This window comes from Planctomycetaceae bacterium, assembly GCA_041398785.1.
In the GTDB taxonomy this organism is placed as follows: domain Bacteria; phylum Planctomycetota; class Planctomycetia; order Planctomycetales; family Planctomycetaceae; genus JAWKUA01.
Window position 1 is genome coordinate 60,952 of the sequence record JAWKUA010000007.1, and the last position, 24,142, is coordinate 85,093.

General features: G+C 59.6%; 24 protein-coding genes. 13 read left to right on the plus strand and 11 right to left on the minus strand.

The window, feature by feature from the left end; genetic code table 11:
- Positions 1-37: 37 nt before the first annotated feature.
- The 5 genes from R3C19_10070 to R3C19_10090 form a co-directional block, all read right to left on the minus strand.
- The gene (locus R3C19_10070) at positions 38-574 is read right to left on the minus strand and encodes a type I restriction-modification enzyme R subunit C-terminal domain-containing protein (protein ID MEZ6060697.1); all 537 of its coding nucleotides are present in this window, start codon (positions 572-574) and stop codon (positions 38-40) included.
- On the minus strand, positions 571-837 hold the full coding sequence (locus tag R3C19_10075; GenBank protein ID MEZ6060698.1) for a hypothetical protein: 267 nt from the start codon (positions 835-837) through the stop codon (positions 571-573). Before R3C19_10075 ends, R3C19_10070 begins: the two co-directional genes overlap by 4 nt.
- Entirely contained in the window at positions 834-1,970 is a 1,137-nt protein-coding gene (locus tag R3C19_10080; protein ID MEZ6060699.1) for a Fic family protein, read from the minus strand. Before R3C19_10080 ends, R3C19_10075 begins: the two co-directional genes overlap by 4 nt.
- 195 nt (positions 1,971-2,165) lie before the next feature.
- Positions 2,166-2,498: a four helix bundle protein gene (locus R3C19_10085; protein MEZ6060700.1), complete on the minus strand. Its 333-nt coding sequence runs from the start codon at positions 2,496-2,498 to the stop codon at positions 2,166-2,168.
- Between the two features lie 515 nt (positions 2,499-3,013).
- Entirely contained in the window at positions 3,014-3,394 is a 381-nt protein-coding gene (locus R3C19_10090) for a hypothetical protein (GenBank protein MEZ6060701.1), read from the minus strand.
- A gap of 1,129 nt (positions 3,395-4,523) precedes the next feature.
- On the opposite strand from R3C19_10090, the gene R3C19_10095 reads away from it, so the two are divergent.
- The 8 genes from R3C19_10095 to R3C19_10130 all read left to right on the plus strand — a co-directional run bounded on the left by R3C19_10095 (position 4,524) and on the right by R3C19_10130 (position 12,218).
- A complete protein-coding gene (locus tag R3C19_10095) occupies positions 4,524-4,778 on the plus strand; it encodes a hypothetical protein (protein ID MEZ6060702.1) in 255 nt (84 codons plus the stop codon).
- Positions 4,779-4,848: 70 nt separating this feature from the next.
- A complete protein-coding gene (locus R3C19_10100; GenBank protein MEZ6060703.1) occupies positions 4,849-5,181 on the plus strand; it encodes a hypothetical protein in 333 nt (110 codons plus the stop codon).
- A 184-nt stretch (positions 5,182-5,365) separates the two neighbouring features.
- Positions 5,366-5,503 carry a hypothetical protein gene (locus tag R3C19_10105; GenBank protein MEZ6060704.1) on the plus strand — a complete coding sequence of 46 codons (138 nt, stop codon included), beginning with the start codon at positions 5,366-5,368 and terminating at the stop codon, positions 5,501-5,503.
- 6 nt (positions 5,504-5,509) lie between these two features.
- Positions 5,510-5,686 carry a hypothetical protein gene (locus R3C19_10110; protein ID MEZ6060705.1) on the plus strand — a complete coding sequence of 59 codons (177 nt, stop codon included), beginning with the start codon at positions 5,510-5,512 and terminating at the stop codon, positions 5,684-5,686.
- A gap of 486 nt (positions 5,687-6,172) precedes the next feature.
- Positions 6,173-7,117: a hypothetical protein gene (locus tag R3C19_10115; GenBank protein ID MEZ6060706.1), complete on the plus strand. Its 945-nt coding sequence runs from the start codon at positions 6,173-6,175 to the stop codon at positions 7,115-7,117.
- A gap of 163 nt (positions 7,118-7,280) precedes the next feature.
- Positions 7,281-7,634, plus strand: a complete 354-nt coding sequence (locus R3C19_10120; protein MEZ6060707.1) for a hypothetical protein — start codon at positions 7,281-7,283, stop codon at positions 7,632-7,634.
- Between the two features lie 2,612 nt (positions 7,635-10,246).
- The gene (locus tag R3C19_10125; protein MEZ6060708.1) at positions 10,247-10,531 is read left to right on the plus strand and encodes a hypothetical protein; all 285 of its coding nucleotides are present in this window, start codon (positions 10,247-10,249) and stop codon (positions 10,529-10,531) included.
- A 760-nt stretch (positions 10,532-11,291) separates the two neighbouring features.
- Entirely contained in the window at positions 11,292-12,218 is a 927-nt protein-coding gene (locus R3C19_10130) for a DUF1571 domain-containing protein (protein MEZ6060709.1), read from the plus strand.
- A 102-nt stretch (positions 12,219-12,320) separates the two neighbouring features.
- On the opposite strand, the gene R3C19_10135 is transcribed toward R3C19_10130, so the two are convergent.
- Together R3C19_10135 and R3C19_10140 are read right to left on the minus strand one after the other, a co-directional pair.
- A complete protein-coding gene (locus tag R3C19_10135; GenBank protein ID MEZ6060710.1) occupies positions 12,321-13,508 on the minus strand; it encodes a M24 family metallopeptidase in 1,188 nt (395 codons plus the stop codon).
- Positions 13,501-13,749 (minus strand): hypothetical protein, encoded by a 249-nt coding sequence (locus R3C19_10140; GenBank protein MEZ6060711.1) that lies wholly within the window; start codon positions 13,747-13,749, stop codon positions 13,501-13,503. Before R3C19_10140 ends, R3C19_10135 begins: the two co-directional genes overlap by 8 nt.
- Positions 13,750-13,857: 108 nt before the next feature.
- Between R3C19_10140 and R3C19_10145 the strand changes: the two genes are divergently transcribed.
- Complete coding sequence (locus R3C19_10145) at positions 13,858-14,349, plus strand: hypothetical protein (GenBank protein MEZ6060712.1); 492 nt, start codon at positions 13,858-13,860, stop codon at positions 14,347-14,349.
- 91 nt (positions 14,350-14,440) lie between these two features.
- Here R3C19_10145 and R3C19_10150 read toward each other — a convergent pair whose 3' ends face one another.
- From R3C19_10150 to R3C19_10165, 4 genes are all read right to left on the minus strand, one after another.
- Positions 14,441-15,175: an ABC transporter ATP-binding protein gene (locus R3C19_10150; protein ID MEZ6060713.1), complete on the minus strand. Its 735-nt coding sequence runs from the start codon at positions 15,173-15,175 to the stop codon at positions 14,441-14,443.
- A gap of 86 nt (positions 15,176-15,261) precedes the next feature.
- Positions 15,262-16,908, minus strand: a complete 1,647-nt coding sequence (locus R3C19_10155; GenBank protein ID MEZ6060714.1) for an ABC transporter permease — start codon at positions 16,906-16,908, stop codon at positions 15,262-15,264.
- A gap of 374 nt (positions 16,909-17,282) precedes the next feature.
- On the minus strand, positions 17,283-18,755 hold the full coding sequence (gene lysS / locus R3C19_10160; GenBank protein ID MEZ6060715.1) for a lysine--tRNA ligase: 1,473 nt from the start codon (positions 18,753-18,755) through the stop codon (positions 17,283-17,285).
- Positions 18,756-19,029: 274 nt separating this feature from the next.
- Entirely contained in the window at positions 19,030-19,233 is a 204-nt protein-coding gene (locus R3C19_10165) for a carbon storage regulator (protein ID MEZ6060716.1), read from the minus strand.
- A 392-nt stretch (positions 19,234-19,625) separates the two neighbouring features.
- Between R3C19_10165 and R3C19_10170 the strand changes: the two genes are divergently transcribed.
- The 4 genes from R3C19_10170 to R3C19_10185 all read left to right on the plus strand — a co-directional run bounded on the left by R3C19_10170 (position 19,626) and on the right by R3C19_10185 (position 24,121).
- Positions 19,626-20,672, plus strand: coding sequence for a Gfo/Idh/MocA family oxidoreductase (locus tag R3C19_10170; protein ID MEZ6060717.1), 1,047 nt, complete (start codon positions 19,626-19,628; stop codon positions 20,670-20,672).
- 195 nt (positions 20,673-20,867) lie between these two features.
- Complete coding sequence (mutY, locus tag R3C19_10175; GenBank protein ID MEZ6060718.1) at positions 20,868-21,926, plus strand: A/G-specific adenine glycosylase; 1,059 nt, start codon at positions 20,868-20,870, stop codon at positions 21,924-21,926.
- A complete protein-coding gene (locus R3C19_10180) occupies positions 21,916-22,038 on the plus strand; it encodes a hypothetical protein (GenBank protein ID MEZ6060719.1) in 123 nt (40 codons plus the stop codon). Before mutY ends, R3C19_10180 begins: the two co-directional genes overlap by 11 nt.
- A 457-nt stretch (positions 22,039-22,495) precedes the next feature.
- Positions 22,496-24,121 (plus strand): prenyltransferase/squalene oxidase repeat-containing protein, encoded by a 1,626-nt coding sequence (locus tag R3C19_10185; GenBank protein MEZ6060720.1) that lies wholly within the window; start codon positions 22,496-22,498, stop codon positions 24,119-24,121.
- The last annotated feature ends 21 nt before the right edge of the window (positions 24,122-24,142 follow it).

The following is a 24,142-nucleotide window of genomic DNA, read 5'->3' on the forward strand; positions in this document are numbered from 1 at the left end:
ATCGTGACAGGACAACCGATGCGGCGGGCCGACGTTCTCAAACTGAGCCCTGATAGAGGTACTGCTGAAAGCCAGCGAACAACTTGCCAATCTCTTCCGGCCGTCCCAGGTCGGCGATGGCGTCGGCGATCGAGTCGTGGTACTTCAGCTTCAACAACGGCGTCAGTTTTTTTTGGTCTAATTCCTGGACACCCTGATCCACGTAATGCGCCAGCACGAAGTCCAGGAAGGCTTGTTGCCTGGCATCGAAGTGGGCGGTGATCTCCAGCCTGGCCATTCCGGCGCGTTCTTCGCGGGTCAGCGTGGGAAGGGCGTAGGCGACGTTGGCCAGCACGTCGAACAGGTCGCTCTTCTCGGCATCGATGATCCTCTGCATTTCGGCCATCTGCTCAGCGCCGAAACCTTTCTCCGCCAGTCCGGCCAGCAGCTTAGCGCGGGTGCCGGGTGTGCTCCAGATCGCTCGCAACTCGGCTTCGTCGTGAAAGAACGAAGGCAACTCGCCGAACAGCATGGTCATAAACTCCTGCGCCGACATAGGCGTGCCGTCGGGGTGCCAGAAGCTGGTGACCATCATGTGCTGGATCGTCCGTTCTTGGCCTGCGCCACGCCCGCAGTCAGGGGTTCATCCCAAGCCCTGGCCTCGACGACGCCCGTCGTGGTGTTGCGATAGATCAGCACGTAATCGGCGGTGAGCGGCCTCGCGCGGCGACCGAATCCTTCGAGTCGTCCCAGCGTGATCGGATACTCGTGGCGGATGCGGCTGCCGTCGACGACGCCCCAGTCGGCGGCAGCAAGTGCCGGGTCGATGGAATCGGCGCGAGTTTCGGCTTCGTTCACAGAAAGGGCTGCCAGTCATTTGAGTCGCGAGTCAGAAGTGTCATCAATCGCGGGTGAATGAACAACTTCTCACGCCCGACCTGGCGTTCCGTCAGCACGCCGATCTCGACCAGCTTTTTCAAGTAGGTCGACGCGGTCTGCCGCGCGGCAATCGCGCGGTCCGTGACGTTCGAGATCCGGCAGTAGGGCAGCTCGAAGATCAGGTTGACCAGTTCGTGGCTGTAGACCTTCGGAGCCTTCTGGCGGACGTGCTCGGTCGTCTGAGCCTGCAGTTCACGGATGGCGGCGATCTTCGCGACCGTCCATTCCGCCGTTTCCTTCACGCCCCGCAGAATGAACAGCACCCACTCGTCCCACGCATCGGATCGTGTGACATCCTGCAGCAGCCGGTAGTAGTTTGCCTTGTTCTGGATGATGAACCGGCTGAGGTACAGGATCGGCAGCGTCAGCAGGCCCTCACTGATGAAGAACAGGCTGTTGAGCACTCGGCCCGTGCGACCGTTGCCGTCGGTGAAGGGGTGGATGGCCTCGAACTGGTAGTGAGCGACTGCCATCCGGATCAGCGGGTCCAGCTCCGTCGACTCGTGCAGAAATCGCTCCCAGTTCGACAGCAAAGAACGCAGCAGGTCGACTCCGACTGGCGGGGTGTAGACAACTTCGCCGGTCTGGCCTTTTGCCAGGGCCGTTCCGGGGACGCTGCGGACGTGCATCTGCTGCCCCTTGATCTGGCTGCAGATTTCTTCCGCCGTTTTTGTCGTCAGAGGCCGCTGCAGCAGCGACCGAAAACCTTCCAGCAGCGACCGGCTGTAACGCAGAGCTTCCTTCGTCGCGGCGTCGGCACTGTCGTCGTCTTCGCGGAACTGAAAGAGCTGGTCCGTCGTGGTGACGATGTTCTCGATTTCCGAACTGGCCTGGGCTTCCAGCAGCGGCAGCGTGTTGATCAGCACGCTCTGGTTCGGAATCAGCTCCGCCGCCTGCTTCAGTTCGGCCAGCGCCGCTCGGGCGGCGATGCACTGCTTCAGAATCGGCTTCGTTTCCAGATCGACGCCCGGAGGCAGTGTCGGCAGCTCGTTAAACGGCTGGTCGGGGTGCCAGAACCTGTTCGCAGGCGGCGTGTTCTGAGGCGTTGTCATGGTCCGCGAGATTATGTCCCGTCCTTCGACACGTCAACGAGATATGTCGACGAAACGCGTCACCTTCGACACGTTCTCGCAACGTATCGATTCCAGCGACATATTCCGACGATGCAGTGGATAGTCGGCAGTTGACAATGGACAGCGTCACTGAGTCAGGCCTCGCTTCGTTGACTTGATGATGCTTGTCGGCAGTCAGAGCAGCGCTTTGTTGTCTTCGAGGATCGATTCGGATTCGCGGACCGTCAGGTATTCCGCTTTGTGCAGCAGGAGGATCCAGTACTCAGTTTCGTTCGCTTCCTTGAGAGCGATCGCCAGCTTGTGAACGAAGTCCGGTTTGCTCTCCGCCTGTTCGGCCTCACGCACGAGGGCTCCGATTGCCGTTCCCGACCGAAGCAACTGTTTCGACAACACATACTCTTTCTTATCCGCGCACAGGAACTTGTGCAGATTCACAATCCGCGAGGCAATCCGAATCGCCCGTGAGTGGCCCGCGAAGAACTGAGCTTGAATGCACCTGCAAAACACCGGGACGAGCCAGGGAGCGCCGCGGCAGGCAGGTGCTGATGCATTCCGCCGCAAGCGTCCCCTGACTCGAACTAAGAACCCCTAACAAAACCTGCGAGAGCCGCGACGTTTGTGGTTGGGTTTCAGGCAAGAAGTGAGAAGGAGACGGACATCCCGTCGACGCCGGCGCCGCCGCCTGAGACGCAACCACAAACGTCCCGAAGGGTTGCGACGACAGCAGCCGATCTGCGTCGTCATCACTCCTCGACGATATTTGTCGCCTCGTCATTCTTCCTTGCATTCGACTACTGTCGGCACAACGCGGCCTCGGAGGTTTTGTTAGGGGTTCTAAAGTCCTTAACGGAGCGACCGTTCGGGACACGCGAGGGGAAGAATCGTACCGTGTTCGAATCAGTGCCAACAGTCAGGCACGCGACAGTCTGGAGTCCGAAACAACCGTGGCTCCGATGCCGATTTCGGCGACAATCCGCCGACGGACGGGCGCTCAAGAGTTCGAGACACGGCAGTTCGAACGGTCATTTCAACGCCCGCCAGAACGGTCGATTTCCTGTCAAATTCACCATGGCTGCTGCCGTCGCCAGACTGATCAGGAGATCGATCAGGACCAATTCGGCGTTCCGGTGAAGGAATGCTCGGATACTCACGGTGAACCGACGGCCCGGCCGATCACCGGTCTCAGGGTCGGCCTGCGGTGCAAAATCCGTCGTGACGCAGACGATCAGGCCCGGCGGAAAAGGGTCGTCATCTGGTTCAGCGGAATCGCCGTATGAATGCGGCCGAGCCGGCGGCGGGTCGCAGTTCGGGCAGCCATCGTCCATCATGCGGCATTCGTCGACATACTGCAGAAATGCGTCATTTTGATTGACGGGCTGGCTGGGAATCGGAAGATCGGACATGGCGAGGGTCTCCGGTGAATTTCGCAGACTGGCCGGGGCCGGGCGACACGGAAACGACGGTCGCCGCATATCGCGAAAGACCTCGCCCGTGTTTTCCGGGATTCCGGGCTGGTCTTGTTGGGAACGTCGATTTCGAAGCATTCTGGAAGAACTATCAGAAAACCGGGAAAACATCGCTGACGAGCTTCGCGATGGAATTGAAGTGCAAACCAAAACTCAACGGACAGCCCTGATCAGGAGACGGATTCATGACTCCACGTTCCGGAGCCGGATCAGCCTGACTTTGATGTCGGCAAAGCAATCGAACAGCACAAGAAATTGTTCTGGTGGATTGCGGCCGTCGACGCCGGTCTGCATGGTGATGATTCCGATGTGATCGAAAGTGCCGTCGGGCTGGCGATTGCCGAAGTTCGCGCCCGAGCCGCCGAGATTGCATCGGAGGCGGACTTCAAAGCGTGTGTTCGCAGGGCCGTTCGGCGAGCTGTGTATCAGGACACCAGTCACCCTAGGAGGACTGCGAATGCGATCGGGGTACGCAGGTCCGTCGATTCCTCGAACGAACCGAAGATAGCGAGCAACCTGAACCCGGCGTGGCAGTCGGTGTTTCATAAGTGTTTCGAACAGCTGGAGTCTGGACGACCAGCGACTGCTGAAAGCCCGACATGTGGGTGACGAAACAAACCGTGACCTGGCACGAAAGGCCGGCATTCGCGATCCGGCGATGACGAAGCGAACACGTAAAGCGAGGGGCCATGGTTTCGGCGCTGCTGTGTGACGCCGGCATGGACCCGCACACATGGACGTTTCACATTCACGACTCCATTCACTTCAGCATGTGGCAAGAAGCCACGGAGTGAAAGTTTCCAGAGAACATTTCAAACAGTATTGGCAAAATGACAACAGACGACAAAATCGACGAACGGCTGTTTGCGGCTCTGGTCAGCGGCCACAGCGATCTGAACGCCATTGAATCGCTTCCGAAGAATTGAAGAGGCGGCTTGGGGATGCTGGAAACGGCCGCCGACAATGCCGCCCGCGAGCCGAATGGATTCGACGGCTTCAGGAACACTTCGGCGTAAACCCGTTCACTGGCAATGAGGTTCCGGAGGACGAACTTTGGGAAACGGTGGTGCTGGAAGGGCCAGATGGTCCGGAAGCCTGCAGCGATCTGGCTCGGCTGCTGAGCAATCCGGGAGCGTTGTGCGGGCTGGCCGATGACATCGACGACCGCCTGCCGGACGTGTGGTGCAGCCGGTTGCAGGAATACGGACGGCGAAAGCTGGCCGCTGCGGGAATCGACGCACTGCCAGTGATGGCGAAGGATGCGTCACAACCGCCACAATTGCCTTTCAGCCATCACTGGCGTTGGAAGCAAAGGCATTGAACACGCCAGACGGAGCAACGAGCCCGATCGAGAACAACGACCAGTCCACAGAGGAATAAGGAGTTCAGCCATGACGATTCGTGAAGAATTGATCGTCCTGATTAACGGCGACAACCGCCTGCGGTGTCTTTCCTCGCTGCATCAGCAGCCACTGGCCGAGTTTGCCAAGATCGCTCCGGACGAGGCCCTCGCCGACTGGCGCGACCAGATGCGGCTCGTGCAGACTTACATCGAACCGCTGGCGACCGATCCCGACAAGGGTGGTCAATATCATTTTCACACCGTATGTATGCAACTTGCCGCTGCGACAACAGGTGAGCAATTCCAGGAACTCACGGGCCTGTCGATCCCGGAACAGTTCCAGCCAACGACCTGGCTTCAGTGGGCAGGGAATCGAACATGATTCCGCTGTGCCTGTACTGCACGGTGAACCTTGGCTCACTCCGATTCCGCTGCGGACGGCGGCCATCGATCTCTATGTGATGTCCCTGTGTTCGGCGATGCAGGGCCTTCGGCTACTCGGACGATCGTAAGCGTCGCCGAACTGATGGAGGCGTTTCTGGAAATCAGCGAATCGGACTTTGTGAGTGCCGAGCAGCTTCAGTCGGGCGCTGCAGGCCGGTCCGCTGTCGGAGATCGGCGGTCCGGTGACCCGCAGCAACACGATTCTGTCGCTGGCCGATGCTGCGGTTCGTGGACGCAGCGCGGGGCTCGTCAGTGCGTGATGCTGGATGGAGGCGTTTCTGGAAATCAGCAAATCGGACTTTGTGAGTGCCGAGCAGCTTCAGTCGGCGCTGCAGGCCGGTCCGTCGGAGATCGGCGATCCGGTGACCTGCAGCAACACGATTCTGTCGCTGGCCGATGCGTTGCGGTTCGTGGACGGAAGGGCGGGGCTCGTCAGTGCGTGATGCTGATGGAGGCGTTTCTGGAAACTGGCAAATCGGACTTTGTGAGTGCCGTGAGCAGCTCGGTCAAGCGCTGCAGGCCGGTCCGCTGTCGGAGATCGGCGACCCGGGCAGGACCTGCAGCAACACGATTCGGCGCTGGCCGATGCGCTGCGGTTCGTGGACGGCCAAGCAGGCTCAAGCCGGGATGCTGATAGCAGGTCTGCTGGAATGTGATCCCGTGCAGTTTGCGGCCGCCCCTCTGGATCGACGGAATCTCGGCCGACGGGCAAGGGCTGTTGGCGATGCAGACCTGGCTGAATGTAGCAGGCGAGAGTGATGAGCGAGCGCTGGCCGTGTGCGATGCCATCGCCGAATTTGTCCGAGCAACACGGGACGAACACCTGCCGACCTGGCAGCAGCGGCACGATTTTTTGCACGTTGTCGGAGGGATCGCCAGCGTGATGAAGCGTATCGGTGTGATCCACGCAGATCGCGCCGTCGCCTCTGGTGACTTCATGGCCGCAGAAATCGACCGTCGGGCTCACGAAATGGGCTGACGAATTTCGCAATCGCGATGTCCTCGAAGAAATGCTGGAGCGGTTTGGTTTCGTCGGCCATGACGGGTCACCTGAGCTTATTGCATCGCAGGACTGGCCGTGGCCCGATGACGATAGCGAACCATGGCGAGAGGATAGCTCTTCAGACGGCTGGATTGACCGGTTCCGTCAGGATGGCAACCTGTCAGCGATGAATTCCACGTCAGCAACCGGACTGATCGGCGGCTACGCTCTTCCGCTGGAATCCCGCCAGTCGACTGCTTCAGAATCATTTGCACCACCTGTCTCGACGCGACAACTGACCGACGAAGAACAAGCGCTGCTGAAAGAGCTGCGATCGCTGGCTGAAGAACCGGCAGACCTGCAGGCCGCCCTGCCAACGGGCAGCGTTCTGATTCGTGCGTTTCTGGATGCCGAAAACGATGCGGTCCGCTGGATGGCATGGCACAACGATGGAACACTGAACCAGGTGGTTCGGCAGACCGGGTCTTCCGGTGCCGGACGACGGCTGCATCTGGTGAACTTTGCCTTCGACGCTTTGGTCGAGGCGGCGTGGGCGTTTCAGCGCGATGCGTCCGGCACTCAGCGGCTGTCAAACGCTCAGGCAAGAGATCTCCGACGGCTGGGGCGCATGGTGCTGAAGCCGGATGCCGAGCCCGCCGACATGGCAATGCTCGAAGATGAAGGCCGTCTGCGAGACCTCATTGAAAATGCCGTGGAAGGGCTTAGTCAGCTTGTGCAGCCTGCCGAAGACTGCAACCCCAACCATCCCGGTCACTTCGGTCTGGGAATGTTTGCGGAGTTCGGCCGATTCCTGCTTCAGCATCTGGTTCAGAGAAAGCGTCTCTGCGGATATTCCTCCGGAAATTCTGGCGGCGTGGAACCGCGTTCTTGATCACACGCGTCATCCCTGGTCACCCGACCTGAAGGAAAGAAATCAGAAACGCCAGGACGAACTGCGTTCGCGACCGAAATGCAGATTTCTGCCGCTGTGCGGCGAGTTTGACCTGCGACCGCTGTTCGCCGCCGATTCGGGCATCGACTGGCAAAACACAGACGTGCTGCTGCAGCTCGAAGGCCTGCTGCGGACGCTGCCGCTAGCCCTGTTTCCGGTCAGCGACGATCAGCGACTGTTCGAGGCGGTTGCGTCCACCAGTGCCGTAGTTTCGCTGACCCTGAACCGAGTCATCGAACAGCAGGCTGCCCGGTTCGGTCAGGAAGCCCGACCGCACGTGCTGTCGGCACAATGGCTGGAACCGAATGATCGCCGCCGCATGATCGGACTGGCTCATTTGCATCATGGTCTGATGGTGGCCTGTGACAAGCACGGATGCCGGCTGAACGGACTGGGAGGCCAGCCGCTGGCTTCGAAACCAAACGTGCATTCTTCCTCGCCAGCGATGGGCAGATGATTCGGCTCGCCGTGATCGGCGGCCACGGTCAGGAACCTCGCGACCGGACAATCCCGGCCTTGACGGCTGGGGCGTCCACCTGGCCGACGGAGCCTTCAACGGCCACGGTGCCCGGCTGTTCGGACGAGTGGATTCGTTGGTACTGGTGGCATGCATTGTCGGCCGACTGCGGCAGTCCGGCGATCGAGACGTTCAGGGTCTCTACGCCCGGCTGGCGTAGCCTCAGGCGGCCGTTCGGTCATTGCCGCCCGCTGGCCGATCGCCGACACCGAAGCCGCCTACTTTGCCACCGCACTGGCCGACGCCTACCTGACACGATGCCGACGAATCCGCGTCCGATCAGGACCGCCGCTTCCTGCGAGCCCGGAGCATTGAACGACGCTCGAAGAAAATGCCGCGCACCGTCAGCGACCACCTGGTCGCCGCCTTCGAACTTTACGGTCGCGGGTAACAGACAGAACCGTCTGCCGACAACGCGCGGACGGAAAGGAGGCCGTCATAGTCAAACTGGTTCTGCTTCCGGGGAATCAGACAGATTGACTATTTCCACACCATTCTCACAGGTTCCTTCGTCGATACGCGATGTACCGGCAGACATCCCGCGACTGAAAGCATGAGAATGATTCGACCCCGGTTCCGAAACAAGTCCCGCTTCGGCAAGAATGCGCTGGCGAACGTCCTCGGCCAGTTCCGGCCAGACACGCGTCAACTCGAATAATCGCGAATCGACAAATCTCGACGCCAGATCGCCGCCATCTGCACCACCTGGGCGCACCACTTTGGCTACTGTCTTCTCGAAAACCCCCGCGTTTTCTGCACTGGTTCGACTCCTCTCCAACGCAGTTCGCGGGGCTGAATCGTCGACTCCTGCACCGACACAAGCAGCCGCCATGAACTCGCTTCGTCTTCGCGCCGTTTGCTGCGCTGAGCGTTCCTCTCGGCTACACTGTGCAGGGAGTCCGCCTGCACGCCGAAGGGTGACCGCGACCTAATTGAACGCAGAACCTGTGGTCATTGTCTACCAGGACAGTAAGAACCCGGCCGTCGCAGATCCCGTTCGAAAGCTCGAAGGTACCAATTCACTTGTGCATATCAGTAAATGCCACACTGCCACGCCATACCGACTGCGCTGCCCTTGAGTCGGCAATTCCCGCTGAGTTGAAGCTTCGACTGCTTCGCGGGGCGTTGCAGGATGAGACCGTCGCATCCGACCGGTTCGGATTCACGCCGTTCCGCAATTCGCCGCTCGAACGACAACTGCCCTGCAACGATGAACTCGCTTTGATGACGCGGCTCCACTGTGACTGCTGGACCAGCCTGGCATCCGGTAAACCGTCACGCAAAGAGCTGCGGCTGGCGAACGATTTTCCGGGCGATGCTGCAGAGAATCGACCGTTTTGGGCTCCTGATCCACTTTGGCACCTACTCAGACGACTTCGTCTCGCGGGTCCGGAATTGCGATGTGTGAGTCACTACGATTGCCTGAACGACTTTTGCGTGACACTCTGTACGAGATGACACCGAATTGATCGTCCGGAAAACAAACGATCAAAGTCGTGAGCAACTCAAACGGTGATTGCCGGTCGGCGTGCCGAGTCCTCGGCCAGGCGTCACGTCCAACCTGCCGGAGCATGTGCCACATCTGGCTTTGCCCGTGTTTTCCGTTGTCTGACTGAGGCGGCCGGCACAGCCCGTGGCACACGTCACCAGTCCAGGAATCTCCGGCCGTTCGTCAGTGCCACCGGCCGTGATATTTGAGCCCAATATTGTCCGAAGGGAAACTTCGGCGCTTTGGCAGCGTTTTCGAGTTTGCTGTTTCATTTGCCTCGCGTCCCGGCATGAAAGTACCAGCGGCGGGACAGCCACGCCGCTCCTGACTGCATCATGATCCGGCGTGAGGTGACGATGAGAATTCTGGCGAATTCCGGGGACGACTGTTACTCGTACCCCTATGAAGGCAGTGTCTCCGCGTGGCGCATCAGACGATCTGTCGGCCGCGGAGGTCGCAACGACCGCGACGACGTGCTGAAGATCCAGAAGCTGCTGAATCTGATTGAGCCCACAGACGGCGGTCCTTCCGTGGCACTGGTCGAGGACGGCTGGATCGGACCAAAGACAAACAGTGCCATTGCGCACTTCCAAAGCGTCCAGCAGACGGGCAGTGATGGACGAGTGGATCCGTTCGGTCCGACACTCAAGCGGATGAATGAGGTGTCGAAGCCGCGGCTGGGCGTGAACAATGCGGCTCTGCTGGCGCGCGTCGCCGCTGCAATGGGCACGCTGACGCAGATCGTCACGAAAGGCCAGCGAACAGTTGAACGGGCGATGGACTACCTCCGGTTCGGAGACGGCATATTTTCTTCCAAACGCGACTACGAGATGGCGGATCTGTATTTCGACTTCAAACGGTTGTCACAGTCACAGACTCAGGCTGCGCTGGTTTCGATCCGCACAACGTTCCGGCGTGCCTGGACAGCTCTGAACAGCCCGCCCAGTCCCGTCACCGAGGAAATCCGCTGGGTGTTTCCATATTTACAATCGATCCGCTTGGCCACAGCCACTACGCCTATGTACCCACCTGGAAATCGCATGAGAAACGCGAACATCCGGACGTGCATACCGGTCATGTGTACCTGTGTCGAAAAATGGAACAGGCGCCGGACGACAAGTTCGCCCATATTCTGGTCCACGAACTGTTTCACTTCGTGGATGATGAAAACTACCTGCGCATTCGCGACCCCGGTTACCGCGAAAAAGTATTCAAGCTGACTCACAAGCAGCGTATGGCAAATGCTGACAGCTACGCGCTGCTGGCTTCCCACGCGCACTTCGGCCGCGAAAGACTGCTGGTGAGTCAGCCGACCCTGCGACCTCACATTCCCGCTCACCTGAGGTGAATTCAGGAGTTGCGCCGGCCGTAGCGCCGATCCACAATGGATCGTTCGTACCATCTCCTGCCGCCCCCGGCCGCTGCTCCGGGACGCGTTCGACGTGCAGGACCGGTGGATGCGCGGCCTGCGTCACGATAATCGGCGCGAAGCCTGATGCCTGGCAGGTCCTGGAAAAATCTGCCGACGGGCTGTGGACGATCGCGCCGGTGACGCACAGGTTTCGGGATCTGCCTTCCCGAACCGGCGTCAATGACCGACGAAAGCAGAGCCGGCGCAGGCTGACGGGTGAAACTGCGGAATGTCCCGAGATCGGCTTTTCCGATTGCGATGTCACGGCAACCTGCGACGACCTGAACGAGTGGGCAGACGCTTTGTTGTTTCGCGGTTGCTGACGGTTGCCGGAATCGCGATCGCTCAAAGTGACGCGAACGGCGAAATTCAGAATCGGACGAACCGGCAGAAATTGACGATGCAATATTCCGCCGGGGAACTTACGGATCCGCGGTACCAGTTTCGACGAGTATCTGTCCGGGATGGATTCCGGTTATCGCCAGTCGCCTGAAATGGAGATTCACGCGGACTCTGGCCATTGTCCAACCGGAAACGTCCGACCCGTTCAACGCGCGAAGTTCTTCGCCGCATTCGCTGTCAGGGCCGGCCGTTTCAACTGTGAGGTAACGACTTCATGCCGTGCCGCCGTCCCCGACGTTCATCCCGTCGTTCCAATGCTCTTGCTTTGTGTGTCACCGCGATCAGTGTTGGCCTGTTGTACACAAGTTTCGATCCGGCACCGGCCGGAGAAAACGGCACGTCGCTGACAACAACAAGCCTGAGTTCTTCCGGAGTGGATTTTGAAGTCCCGCTGCCCGTTGACATTGTGGACATGCCGCTTCCGGGTGACACGGACGCTGCGACGGTCGCGGCTGATGATTCGTCAACCGCCGCTGCGCCAGCGGTTCGCGGCAGTTATCTGAATGATCAGGAAACGATCAGGTTCAGTCTGCTGCTGCTGCAGGATGGCGCCCGGATGCTGGAATCCGTCGAACGCTATACGGCAGCGTTCCATAAGCAGGAACGCATCAACGGCGATATGACGGAAGCTCAGTCAATCGATCTGAAGATCCAGCACTCACCACACTTCGCCGTCTATATGAAGTGGCGAAACTTTGACAAGGGCCGTCAGGTTCTCTACAGCGATGAATACGAAGACGGCAATATGGTCGTCAAGCTGGGTGGACTGAAGGGCCGTTTCATCCCGGCCGTGAAACTGAATCCGCTCAGCGGACAGGCAATGGCGGAATCACGTCACCCGATTACTCAGGCGGGAATCCTGGGAATGCTGAAGGAGATGATTGTCCATCGCCAGAATGATCTGAAGCACGGGCACGGCATGAAATGCACGCGGCTTCCGAACCAGGAATTCGACGAACGCGACTGCTACTGTTTTCTCTATGAGTACGATTCGCCGGAGTTCTCCGAGCTATACCGGAAAAGCGTCGTACTGATTGACACACGACGGAATATTCCGATGCTGGTCCGGAACTATACCTGGGCCGTTGAATCCGAAGGACTGTCCACCGAAGAACTCGACAAGCTGACGCTCATCGAAAACTATTCCTTCACCGAAGTCGACTTTGACCGGGAACTTGTGGCCACAGACTTCAGCCGCGAGAACCCGAAGTACCGCATGTGAGTTGCGACGGACGCTGACGCTTGAGCGACAGAGCCGCGGAACGAAAGCCTGTGGTTGCGAGAGCGATGGATGATCAGACAGGCAACTTTTTCGCGGATGCCGCTACTCAGCCAGAATCGCCACCACTTCGGTTTGCGGTTCGCCTCCGGTCACCTGAACAGTTCCGTCGGCGTGGATATAAACATCGACTTCACTGCGGATGCCGAAGTCGGGCAGATAGATCCCCGGTTCGATTGTGAACAGCGTGCGGGGCAGAATTCGCCTGGTTTCGTGAGTTTCCAGGTTGTCAATGTGAGTGCCGTTGCCGTGCGTTTCTCTGGCCATGCTGTGGCCGGTCCGATGACAGAAGTCGCCGCCATACCCGGCCGCTTCGATCACACTCCGCACGGCATCGTCGACCTGCCATCCCTGCAGTGACTCGCCGGTGGCAAATGCTTTGCGAACGCAGTCAATTCCCGCGTCGCGGGCCGCTGCGACGATATCAAAGACCTTTGCATATTTTTCCGGAACTGTCTTGCCCACGTAGCCGGTTCGCGTCAGATCGCTGTAGATGCCGTCCGGCTGGTCCAGCTTTGCCCACAGGTCAACCAGCACAAAGCTGCCTTCGCGAATCGTGGTATTGGTTCCGGTTCCGGTTTCATAGTGCGGGTTTCCGCCGTTTCCGTCGACTCCCACAATCGGCGGGTGATAGGTCGTCATCCTGTTGTCGGCAAAGTGCTGCATGATGAGGTCGCGGACGGCGACTTCCTGCACAGTGCCTCCGGACCGCACCTGATCGGCGATGAAAGCCCAGACTTTTCCGAACGCCGCATCGGTAAGTTCGGATGCTTTCAGGTGCAGCCGCAGTTGCTCGTCGGTCAGTGTCGCTTCAAACAGCGAAATCAGATCTCCCGACGACACCACATCGCAGCCAAACGAACGCACCAGCTCCACGGTTCCCGCATCGACTCGCGAAATATAGGGATTCGCATTGCGCGGCGAATATTCCATCGCGACAGTTTTCGCGCCGCGAACCATCTGCTCGACACCGGCGTTCAGTTCCTGCCAGGTCAGGTAGATGTGTTTGTCACCGGGCAGATGGTCCAGCACATCACTTTCAATGCGATGCACAAGTTTCGACGGTGTTCCTTCAGCGGGAACAAAATAGAAGAACCGCCGGGACGCCACGAAGTCACCGGGCAACTGCAGGACTCGCTGAGCGAGCACGTTGCTGCCCCGAAAGTCATACAGCAGCCAGCCATCGAAACCAAATTCGGACAGAGCGTTCTGAATCGCCGTCAGATCAAACATGCTCATCCACCGTTCGAACGATGCGCGAATTCATGACCGCACCTTCGGGAAGTCGAACCGGATGCCGGGTGGCATTGCCGTCAACCGAAACGATGACTTCACCGGCACAGGGAGGCAGTTCGGCAGGGTGACGCAGATAGACGCTGTCCGGACCGACCTTAGCGAGGTCAAATGCCGTCCCGTTCGCGTGCAATGTCAGTCGCACTTCGGCAGAATATGGCTTGTTTACGGAGTCAATCATGGCGGCCACCGTACCGATTTGGAATATTTGCGAGTCTGGTCGCTTCACGAGCGGAACGTGAACTTACGCGACCGGTTGATCTTCAATCTGGCGAGGATACCAAGTGCCGTGTATGGCTGGCAAGAAGAGGCGAAAGATCGTGTTAAGCGTTACGCCGATTCCCGCGGAATTCAACTGACCGATTGGCTGGGACAGGGGTTCGATGGTGTCGTCGTGAGAACGAACGTGAAAACGGCATTGAAAGCCCTGGCATTCGAGCCGCTGTATCAGAAGGAACGCGATGTCTATCTGCGGCTTCGGGAACACCAGGTGCAGGAGATCATGGGATTCTCCGTGCCGGTGATGTTCGCGTTCGACGACGATTTGTGGGTCATTGAAATGGAAGTCGTCACGCCTCCCTACGTTCTGGACTTTGCCGGCGCGTACCTTGACCGGCGACCCGATTTTCCCGACGACGTGATGGAAGAGTGGCAGGCGGACAAGCTGGAGCAATTCGGCGAAGAACGCTGGTCCGTCGTTCGATCATTGATGGCCCACTTCGCTCGCATGGGAATTCATCTGGCCGATGTGAAACCGGGGAACGTAACGTTCGCGGACTGATGCGGTGTCGCGCCGCGCGGCTCGGCGGGAGCCTCGCCCTCCCGATCGTCCGTCGCAGATCTGCATTCATCAATTCGCGACTGACACTGCTCTACGCTGCGTCTTCGCGGCGCAGTTTTTCGATCTGGCCTTCGGACAGCCGCACGATGCGATGGGCCAGCCGGGCGACGGCTTCGTCGTGAGTGACCATCACGATCGTTAGCTGGCTGTCCTGATTCAGCCGGTTCAGCGTTTCCATGATTTCACCGCCGGTCGACGAATCCAGATTCCCCGTGGGTTCATCGGCCAGCAGGATTTCCGGTTTGCCGATCAGTGCCCGGGCGATGGCGCCGCGCTGCATTTCGCCGCCGGAAAGTTCGGACGGGCGGTGTTTGATGCGATGTTCCAGGCCGACCTGCTGCAGAATGTCCATCGCCTGTTCTCGCACCTGTTTCCGCTGCTTCCAGTAGCTGAACAGCGAATGGCGAATCATCAGCGGCGTCATCACGTTTTCCAGCAGCGTGAGTTCCGGCAGCAGATGATAGAACTGAAAAATGAAGCCGAACACGTGATTGCGAAGCTGATCGCGGGCCTTCTGGTTCAGGTTGTCAATCCGGCGGCCTTCCAGCAGCACTTCGCCAACGTCCGGTGAATCCAGCAGGCCCATGACGTGCAGCAGCGTGCTTTTTCCGGAACCGCTCTGACCGACCACGGAAACAAATTCGCCGCGATTGGCGGCCAGTCCGGCGCCGCGCAGGACGGGGATTTTGTGTTCGCCCTTGGTGTAGGCTTTTTCGATCGCCAGAGCGGAAATCAGCGGTTGATTCATGCGGACAGTTTCAGTCATGGGGATTCCAGTTTGCGATGGTCCGTATTCAGCGATTTGCGTTCAGTTGGCAAACTGAACACGGGAAACTGAATGTTCCTCTGCCCCTACTCGTACCTCAGAGCACGAACGGGATGCAGCCGGGAGGCTCGGCGAGCGGGAAGGACGCTGGCCAGCACGGCGATGCCCACCGCACCGAGTGCCACGCAGAACACCATCATCGGACTGACCTGAGTGGGGATTTCGAAGAAGTAGTAGATCTTTTCGTCGAACACTTTGCGGCCCGTCAGCCAGCTCAGAGCGTCCTCAATCTGGTTGATGTATTTCACGAACAGCAGGCCGATGGTGACTCCCGCCGCGCTGCCGACGATGCCCAGGCCAAGTCCGTAGCTGAGGAAGATCGACATCACTCCCGCGGAACTCGCACCCAGCGATTTCAGAATGCCGATGTCCCGGGTCTTTTCCACGACGATCATGAAGAAAATCGCCAGGATGCCGAAGCCCGCGACGGCGATGATCAGAAAAAGCAGCACGTTCAGGATGGCGGTTTCGACGTCGACGGCCGACAGCAGCAGTCCCTGCTTGGCTTCCCATGTCCTGACGGATACTTCGCCGGGCAGAAAGGCCGCCTGCAGCCGCCTGACGACTTCTTCCGCGTCGTCATAGTTCTTCAGCTTGATCTGAATGGACGTAATCGCTTCGGAACCCGGCACAACCAGGCCGTTTTCCCGCCGCACCATGCCGCGGACCTTCTGAAGTTCATCCAGATTCATAAGCACAAGATTGCCATCGTATTCGCTCATGCCACTGCGAAACAGGTCGACAACGGTGGCCTGAAAACTGACCGGTGTGGGAGGCGTACCGGCCGTCATTGTTGTAATGATGATGTCCTCACCGGGTTTCTTCATGTAGTGCTTTTCCGACTTGCCGGTGCGGGGATCTTCGGCCAGAAAACTGACGAGTCCGTCACCGATGTAGATGCGAGCCGCAAGCGGCGCACCATTCGGAGCCTGGCCGCCGGGCACATGTTCCGGAAACGGATCGTCCGCGAAGACCGGAGGAGGCGCCGGCGCGGCCGATTCGGCGAGGTGACCATCGCCGGCGGGGAATGCTTCGTCGCTGGATTCGAATTCCGGAGCGGCGATGTCTTCGGGAACGTTGCCAGGCGGCGCGTCGTGCGCCTGATCTGACGTTGCCGGCGTTCGGCGTTCCGGCTGCAGGAACAGAGCTTCCTCTGACTTGACCAGTTTGCGGTATTCGGCGCTTTGCGGAGTCAGATTCCAGCCCAGAGGTTCATCTTCGGAACGCTCAGCCGGCTGCACGACGCGACCGTCCTCGATGACCGGGTTGTAGCTGGCAAGGTAACTTCGCAACGGGCCGACGCTGGCTTTTCCTGCCGGGTCAATGCCGACGACGATCACGTCGGTGGTGTAGTTCTCACCAGTCAGCGGATCGCTAAACGTAATCATCGCCGGAACTTCGACCGTGGGCGTCATCGCTGCGACGTAGTCTCCGACAGCGTCCCGGACGCGGGCCATCTGAGCGTCGGCGTCGCGGATGCCGTCCATGCTGCGGGCTTCGACGACAATATCCGCCAGAAACCCGTGAATTCGGTCCCGCATTTCATTGCTGAAGCCGGCCATCACGCTGTTGACGACAATCATCGTCGCCACGCCCAGCATGACGCTGATGATGCTGGCCAAAGCAATATAACGTGTCCGCAAATACCGCAGGCACAGCAGCAGTTTGTACATCGTCGGCACTCCCTTGCCCTTGAGATGACAGCTTCAAGCCGGTGAGAAGTCGGCTGCAACGCGGCTCCACCGGGCTCCCGGAGGATGAAGCGGCGCGGATTCTGGCAGATCCTGCCGATTCGGGCAATGGGAGGTCAGGCGACGGGACGTGCGTGCAGGGGTGCAGCACTGGTTCTCAGGTTCCGGCCTGGGAACCGATATCCTCGATGCTTTGCTTCGCCGCGGGCCGTGATGCATTCGAATGCAGGTTGGCCCGCCAGAATGGACGGCAGGGAGTCGGTGAGCGGACGGCGGTCGAATGTTGAACGGCGAACCTGAGCATCGGGAACCGACATTCCCCAACCGGAGCTTGCAAACTCGTGGAACGAGCGGATTCAGTCGTCGGATCCGCCTTCATGCCGCAGCAGCGGGAAGAAGATTACATCGCGGATGCTGCGGCTGTTGGTCAGCAGCATCACCAGCCGATCGATGCCGATCCCGAGTCCTCCGGCCGGAGGCATTCCGACTTTCAGTGCTTTGACGAAGTCGTGGTCCATTTTGGCCATGGAGTCTTCTTCGGACAGGCCCTGCAGTTGAGTTCGAAACAACTGCTCCTGCAGCCGGGGATCGTTGAGTTCCGTGTACGCGTTCGCCAGCTCCATGCCCTGGATGAACAACTCGAAACGTTCGGCGATCTCCGGATTGTCGCGCTTGCGTTTCGTCAGAGGACAGATTGACGCGGGATAGTCGATTACGAAGACCGGCCCCTGCAGATGATCTTCAACGGTGGCTTCGAAGACTTCGTTGACGACGACATCCGGATGAACTCCGGCGGTTTCGATTCCGTGCTTCGCGGCGACTGCGGCGACGGAAGCGGCGTCCGACATGTCGCAGCCGGCGTGTTCCCGAAACAGATCGCTGTAAGTTCTGCGCGGCCAGGGAGGCGTCAGATCGATGGTATCTTCGCCCCACGGCAGCACCAGCGAATCACTGACGGACCTTGCGGCGTTGACGACGATCTGTTCCGTCAGTTCCATCATCGTTTCGTAGTTGCCGTACGCCTGATAGATCTCAATCATCGTGAATTCCGGATTATGAGTCGCGTCGACTCCTTCGTTCCGGAAGACACGTCCGATTTCAAACACCCGCTCGATACCGCCCACCATCAGCCGCTTCAGATGCAGCTCAAGTGCGATTCGCAGATAGAGCTCCATATCGAGTGTATTGTGATGCGTCACGAACGGACGCGCGGCGGCTCCGCCGGCGACCGCGTGCAGGACCGGCGTTTCGACTTCGTGGTAGCTTTGTTCACGCAGCGTCCGACGGACAGAATCCAGGATCCGTGACCGCCGCAACATGCGGTCCAGCACACCGTCGTTGTAGATCAGATCCAGATACCGCTGCCGAAGCAGTGTTTCGATGTCCTTGACGGCGTGGAATTTTTCGGGCGGCTGAGCCAGCGACTTGCACAGAATGGTGAGCCGCTCGACCTTCACCGATTCTTCTCCGGAATCGGTCCGCCAGGCTTTGCCGTCGATGCCGATCAGGTCGCCCAGATCCAGGGTTCCCATCAGTTCCCACTGTTCTTCCGTCAGGTCGCCGCGGGAAAACAGCAGTTGAATGCGGCCGGTCTGGTCTTTGATGTCGTAGAACCGCAGCTTGCCGGCTTTTCGCCGCAGCATGATTCGTCCGGCGACTCGCAGGTCAGGCCCTGACACGCCGGAGTCCGCCGGCACCAATTGGCGGGCCGCTTGAATCGCCATGCGTCCGTCGAATCGCTGTCCCCACGGATCGTGGCCGAGACTTTCGATCTTTTCGAGCTTTTCCAGACGCGCCTTTTCAAAGCGGTCCGGCTTCGTTTCTGACATTTCGACTGAGATCCTGCACCGGTAAATCGTGACCTGACAAGCGGCGCGGAATCTTGCGGGAACGAAACAGAAACGTCAAACGACGAAGATCTGACGGGCAACGCTGTGACGCATTTGAATCGCTTGGCCCGCGGCAGAAAGCCAGGTTGCGGGCAACCTGTACTGCCTGGCCATCGGCCACGGTTCAAGCGTTAAACGCGGTTGCGGACGCGCACAAAAAAAGCCGGACTGAGTTTTGGCTCAGTCCGGCTGAGGATTGTTTCGCGGCGTCCGCTTAAAGCGGCAGCGCTTCGTTTCTGTCATGCGTCAGTTCGGACTGTCGAGTTCCGAAGTCGCACAGTTCTTCGCGAACAATGTTCATCGCCTTGGGAGCTTCAATTCCGATTCGAACCGAATTCGGACCAATGCGAACGACCGTGATGGCGACATCGTCTCCGATCAGGATTCGTTCGCCCGACTTGCGTGACAAAACCAGCATGTGATTTCTCCCTGTCCTTCCGTGATTCGGACTTCCCTGCTCCGACCGGGCCTGTCAACACGACATCGACAGGATAAAGAATTTGCCGCCACCAATCCCGCTTCGGCCGATTCTGCCGACATCACATTGACTGCGACATCAGAACGATAGCAGCCCGCAAAAAGACTGCCAACCCCAATCTGCACAATTCACAGGCTGCTTAAATTCTGCGCAAAATCTTAATCTGCCGAACTGCTTAGTTTTTGAGCAACGCCGAAATCGGAGCCGCCTGCCAATCTGGCACTCACTGGCTTCGGTTGAATCCGGACTTGCGATTTGGTCTGCTTCCCTTGGTTTTTTCGGGGAAAACATCGGTTCCGCGGGCGACGGCGGACACTGTGGAGGATCAGTTCGTGACCAGAATCGGAATCATTGGAATCGGCTTCATGGGCTACACGCACTTCGAGGGAGCCCGTGATCTGCAGGGTGCCCGCGTCACCGCCATCGCGACTCGCGACGCAAAAAAACGGTCGGGCGACTGGAATGGAATCCAGGGCAACTTCGGGCCGCCCGCGGGTTCCGTCGACGTCTCCGGGCTGAAGTGCTACGCCGACTATCACGACCTGCTGGCCGATCCGGACATCGATCTGGTTGACGTCTGCGTGCCCACGGACAAGCACAGCGACGTGGTGCTCGAAGCTCTGAAGGCCGGCAAACCAACGCTGGTGGAAAAGCCGATCGCCGTTGATCTGGACGAAGCCACTCAGATGGTGGCCGCCGCCGAAACCGCCGGAGTCCCGTTGCTGGTGGCTCACGTGCTGCCGTTTTTCCCCGAGTTTCGGTTCGTCACGGAGGCGGTCCGGTCGGGAGAATTCGGTTTACTGAAAGCCGGTCACTTCAAGCGAGTCATCTGTCCGCCGGAATGGTCCAGCGGCATGTCGGATTTCCGGAAACTCGGCGGTTGGGGCATCGATCTGCACATTCACGACAACCACTTCATCGCTCACGCCTGCGGCCGGCCCGACGCCGTGTTTTCCACCGGCCTGCTGCAGGACGGTTTGGTCAACCACGTGCATACCTCTTATATCTACCCGGATGGCGGTCCGGCGGTGACGTGCGTCAGCGGCGGCATCGCGGCGAAGGGATTTCAGTTCGGCCACGGCTTCGAACTTTACTTCGACGACGCCACTGTGCTGTACGACGCCGGAACCTACGGAGGCGAGTGGGTGGTCAACCGCCCGTTGACGGTGATTCGCAATGACGGTTCGGTGACGGTTCCGGAATTGGCCGGCGGAGACAAGTGGTGTTCAGCGTTCACGCGGGAACTGGAAACCGCAGCTTCGGCGCTGCAGGGAAACCAGGACGCGGGGCCGCTTTCGTCGTCGCTGGCACTGGACGCGCTAAAGATGTGCTACGCCGAAGCGGAAAGCATCGCGAGCGGAAAAGCGGTCGGCTGCTGATGGTCGGCCAGACGCGATGATTGGAGTGCGATGGTTCAGCGTCGCCCTGGATTTCGAGAATTTGTCGGATTCCGCGTTGTCGCTCGATTCAACGAAAATCGCTGACAAGGCGAAAAGGAAAGCGGCGACGAGTCACCGCAGTCCAAAGTTGCTTCATGTTACAGCGCTCGCCGCGAACGACCGATCGCCGCTTCCATGACCGCATTTCCCGACGAACGTGACACCAACTGGCGGCGACGTCTTCGTTCGGCAGTCCTGAAATGGTACGACGGAAATGGCCGCCGGCTGCCGTGGCGCGAGTCGGCGGATCCGTATCGCATCTGGGTCAGCGAAATCATGCTGCAGCAGACCACGATCGCGGCGGTGATTCCGTACTTCGAACGTTTCACGCAGCGCTTTCCCGACGTCAACGCGCTGGCAGCCGCGGATCAGTCGGAGGTGCTGCGATTGTGGGAAGGACTCGGCTACTACAGCCGGGCTCGCAATCTGCACAAAGCCGCGATCGAAATCGTGGATCGGTTCGCCGGAACGTTTCCTGATTCTGCGGCGGAACTCGTTCAACTTCCCGGCATTGGACGCTACACGGCGGGAGCGATCGCGTCCTTTGCGTTCGGTCAGCCGGCCGGGATTGTCGAAGCCAACACTCTGCGGCTGTATTCGCGTTTGATCGCAATGACACAGGATCCCCGCGGCACGGCTGGTCAGAAAACGCTGTGGAGTTTCGCCGACTGGATCGTCGCCCCCGGACGACCGGCCGATTTCAATCAGGCCGTCATGGATCTCGGATCGACGGTGTGCCGGCCGACAGCCCCGGAATGTTCGGCGTGTCCGCTGAAGTCCTGCTGTGCGGCCTTTTCGCGCGGCATGCAGGAATCGATCCCGCTGGCCGGAAAGAAGCCCGGCGTCACCGACGTCACCGAAGTGTCAATCGCCGTACGCCGCGGCGGGCGATACCTGCTGCGTCAGCGGACGTCGGACGAACGCTGGGCCGGGTTGTGGGATTTCGTGCGTTTCGAAGTTGCGGACGACGACGTTCGCAATCTGGACGTGCCGACTCGCCCGCAGCACTCGGCAGCAGCGGCAGGCTGTTCTGTTTCGCGAACTACAAGCGACGCAGCACCCGCTTTCGAGCAGCGTCGCAGCGGAATTCGAAACTCGCACGGGGCTGCGAATTTCCGGCGTTGTGCCTGTCGTGCAGATTATGCATACCGTGACGCGGTACCGGATTCGGCTGCTGTGCCTGGTGACGGATGACGCACAGGGCCGCGTGTTGCGGACTTCCGGATACCGCTGGTTTCCCGCGTCGAAGCTGGCAAGTCTGCCGTTGTCGACCAGCGGCCGGAAGTTCGCGGACACTCTGGTTTGAACCGACACCGGCCGCGTCAATCAGATCGGTGCGTGCCGAAAGTCAATGGACCGCGCCGCGAACGGCGGAAGACTCCGCGAACCACAATTGTCCCGTTCAAAACCGTGCGGCGCCGGAATTCGGCCGCACTTTGGAAGTGCACCGGGTGGTTTCCCTGTTGCGGTCATGGAATGGTTTGGCGGACGCAGTTTTCCCGCGTATGCTGGTGACTGGCTGCGGTGGTTGTCGACCACGATGACGGCGCTGGCGGGCCGCAACGGTGGTCGTTCGAGGAATCAGCGACTCGCACACGGATCGTTCGGAGCGGAATTCGTTTACGTTCGAAAGCGAGTCTTCGCTCTGCGTTTGAGGCTCAGAATTCAAGTCTCACACCGGCGGAACGGGCGCGACGCGGACCGGAATGTCGGGGAACAGGAACTTCGCGAATTGGAAATCGGTCGGCCGGGAAGTGGTGTCCATGCCGGGAAATCGCACAACCTCGCACTCCGCCACCGATTTCGGCAAGTTGCCGGGAGCGGCCGCCAGTGTTGCAGGGTCGGACAGTGCTTCGGTGCTGCACAAGGTTCGCCGGCGGCCTCGGGCACGACACCGCCGCCGCGGTCAGGCTCCTGCGTGGATTCAGTGGCTGGCCCGGAAGGCCGGAACGCTTCGAGCGTTTCTGACTCAGACAGTTCCCGGCTACGCGGCCGATCACCGTGAGGAAGTGCTGACGACCAGCGTCAGCTTTGTGGCTCACCTGTTTGTGGCGCTGATCCTGGCATTCTGGATGCTGCCGCCGGAAGCTCTGGACGGCTGGGGCATTCTTTCAACGCGAGTTGTCGAGGAAGACCCGCCGGAAGTCGTTGACGTGCAGGATGTCGTCCAGCCGGATTCGCTGAAGGATCTGGAAGTTGAAAGCCAGTTGCAGCAGTTGGTGTCAGCAATCGAAGACGGTCGCAACACGGATGTCCTGAAGGAAATTCAGGAACAGGACCTGGCGCTGGATCTTGAGCCGGTCGATGCCGACATCCAGCGGCTGTTCAAGGAAGGCGACTTTGGAGGCCGGACGGGGCTTGGCAGAAAGGCGGCGGTGAAGCGCTTCGGAGGTACCGTCGAAAGTGAACGCGCCGTGAACCTGGGACTGAAGTGGCTGGCGGGAATTCAGCGTCAGGACGGTTCGTGGAGTTACGACGATGTCGGCGCAGAAGCTCAGCCGGGAAGTTTGAACACAACTCAAATGGGCGCCACGTCAATGGCGCTGCTGTGTTTTCTGGGAGCCGGACATTCTCACGCAACTGACGGGCCGTACAAAGACGTCGTGCTGAACGGTCTGAAGTACCTTGGCCGCAACGCCGTCGTGTCGCAGGGACTGGCCGACATGCGCGGGAATGCTCAGGGGAATTCCGGCATGTATGTGCAGGGCCTGGCGACGATCTGTCTGACGGAAGCGCATGCTCTGGAACCTGACGATACCGACATCACAAAGATGGCGGGCATGGCGGTTGCCTTCATCGAACGCGCGCAGGATCCGCGCGGCGGCGGCTGGCGCTATCAGCCTCGACAAAAGGGAGACACCAGCGTCGTCGGCTGGCAGGTGATGGCTCTTCGCAGCGCGAAGTCAGGAGGCCTGCGGGTCGATAACAGCGTGCTTCGCGACGCCCGCAACTTTCTGGTGTCCGTGCAGACTCACGGCGGAGCTCGTTACACCTACATGCCGGAGCGTGATCACGGCAGCATCCCGACGATGACCGCCGTCGGACTGTTGTGCCGAATGTACATGGGCTGGCGTCAGGACACCGAAGCACTGAAGGAAGGTGTTGAGTACCTGTCGGCCATCGGGCCCAGCAGCAACGACATCTACTACAACTACTACGCGACTCAGGTCGTGCATCACTGGGGCGGCGACGTCTGGACGAAGTGGAACAACCGCATGCGAGACCAGCTTGTGGAGACTCAGATTCAGGACGGTCCGGCGGCCGGAAGCTGGCCCGTCACGGATCCTCACGGTGGTTCGGCGGGACAGTTGTATCAGACGACGCTCAGCATTCTGACGCTGGAAGTCTACTATCGACACCTGCCGCTGTACCGGCAACTGGACGAATAGAACGGCGCCGGCTCGGACCAA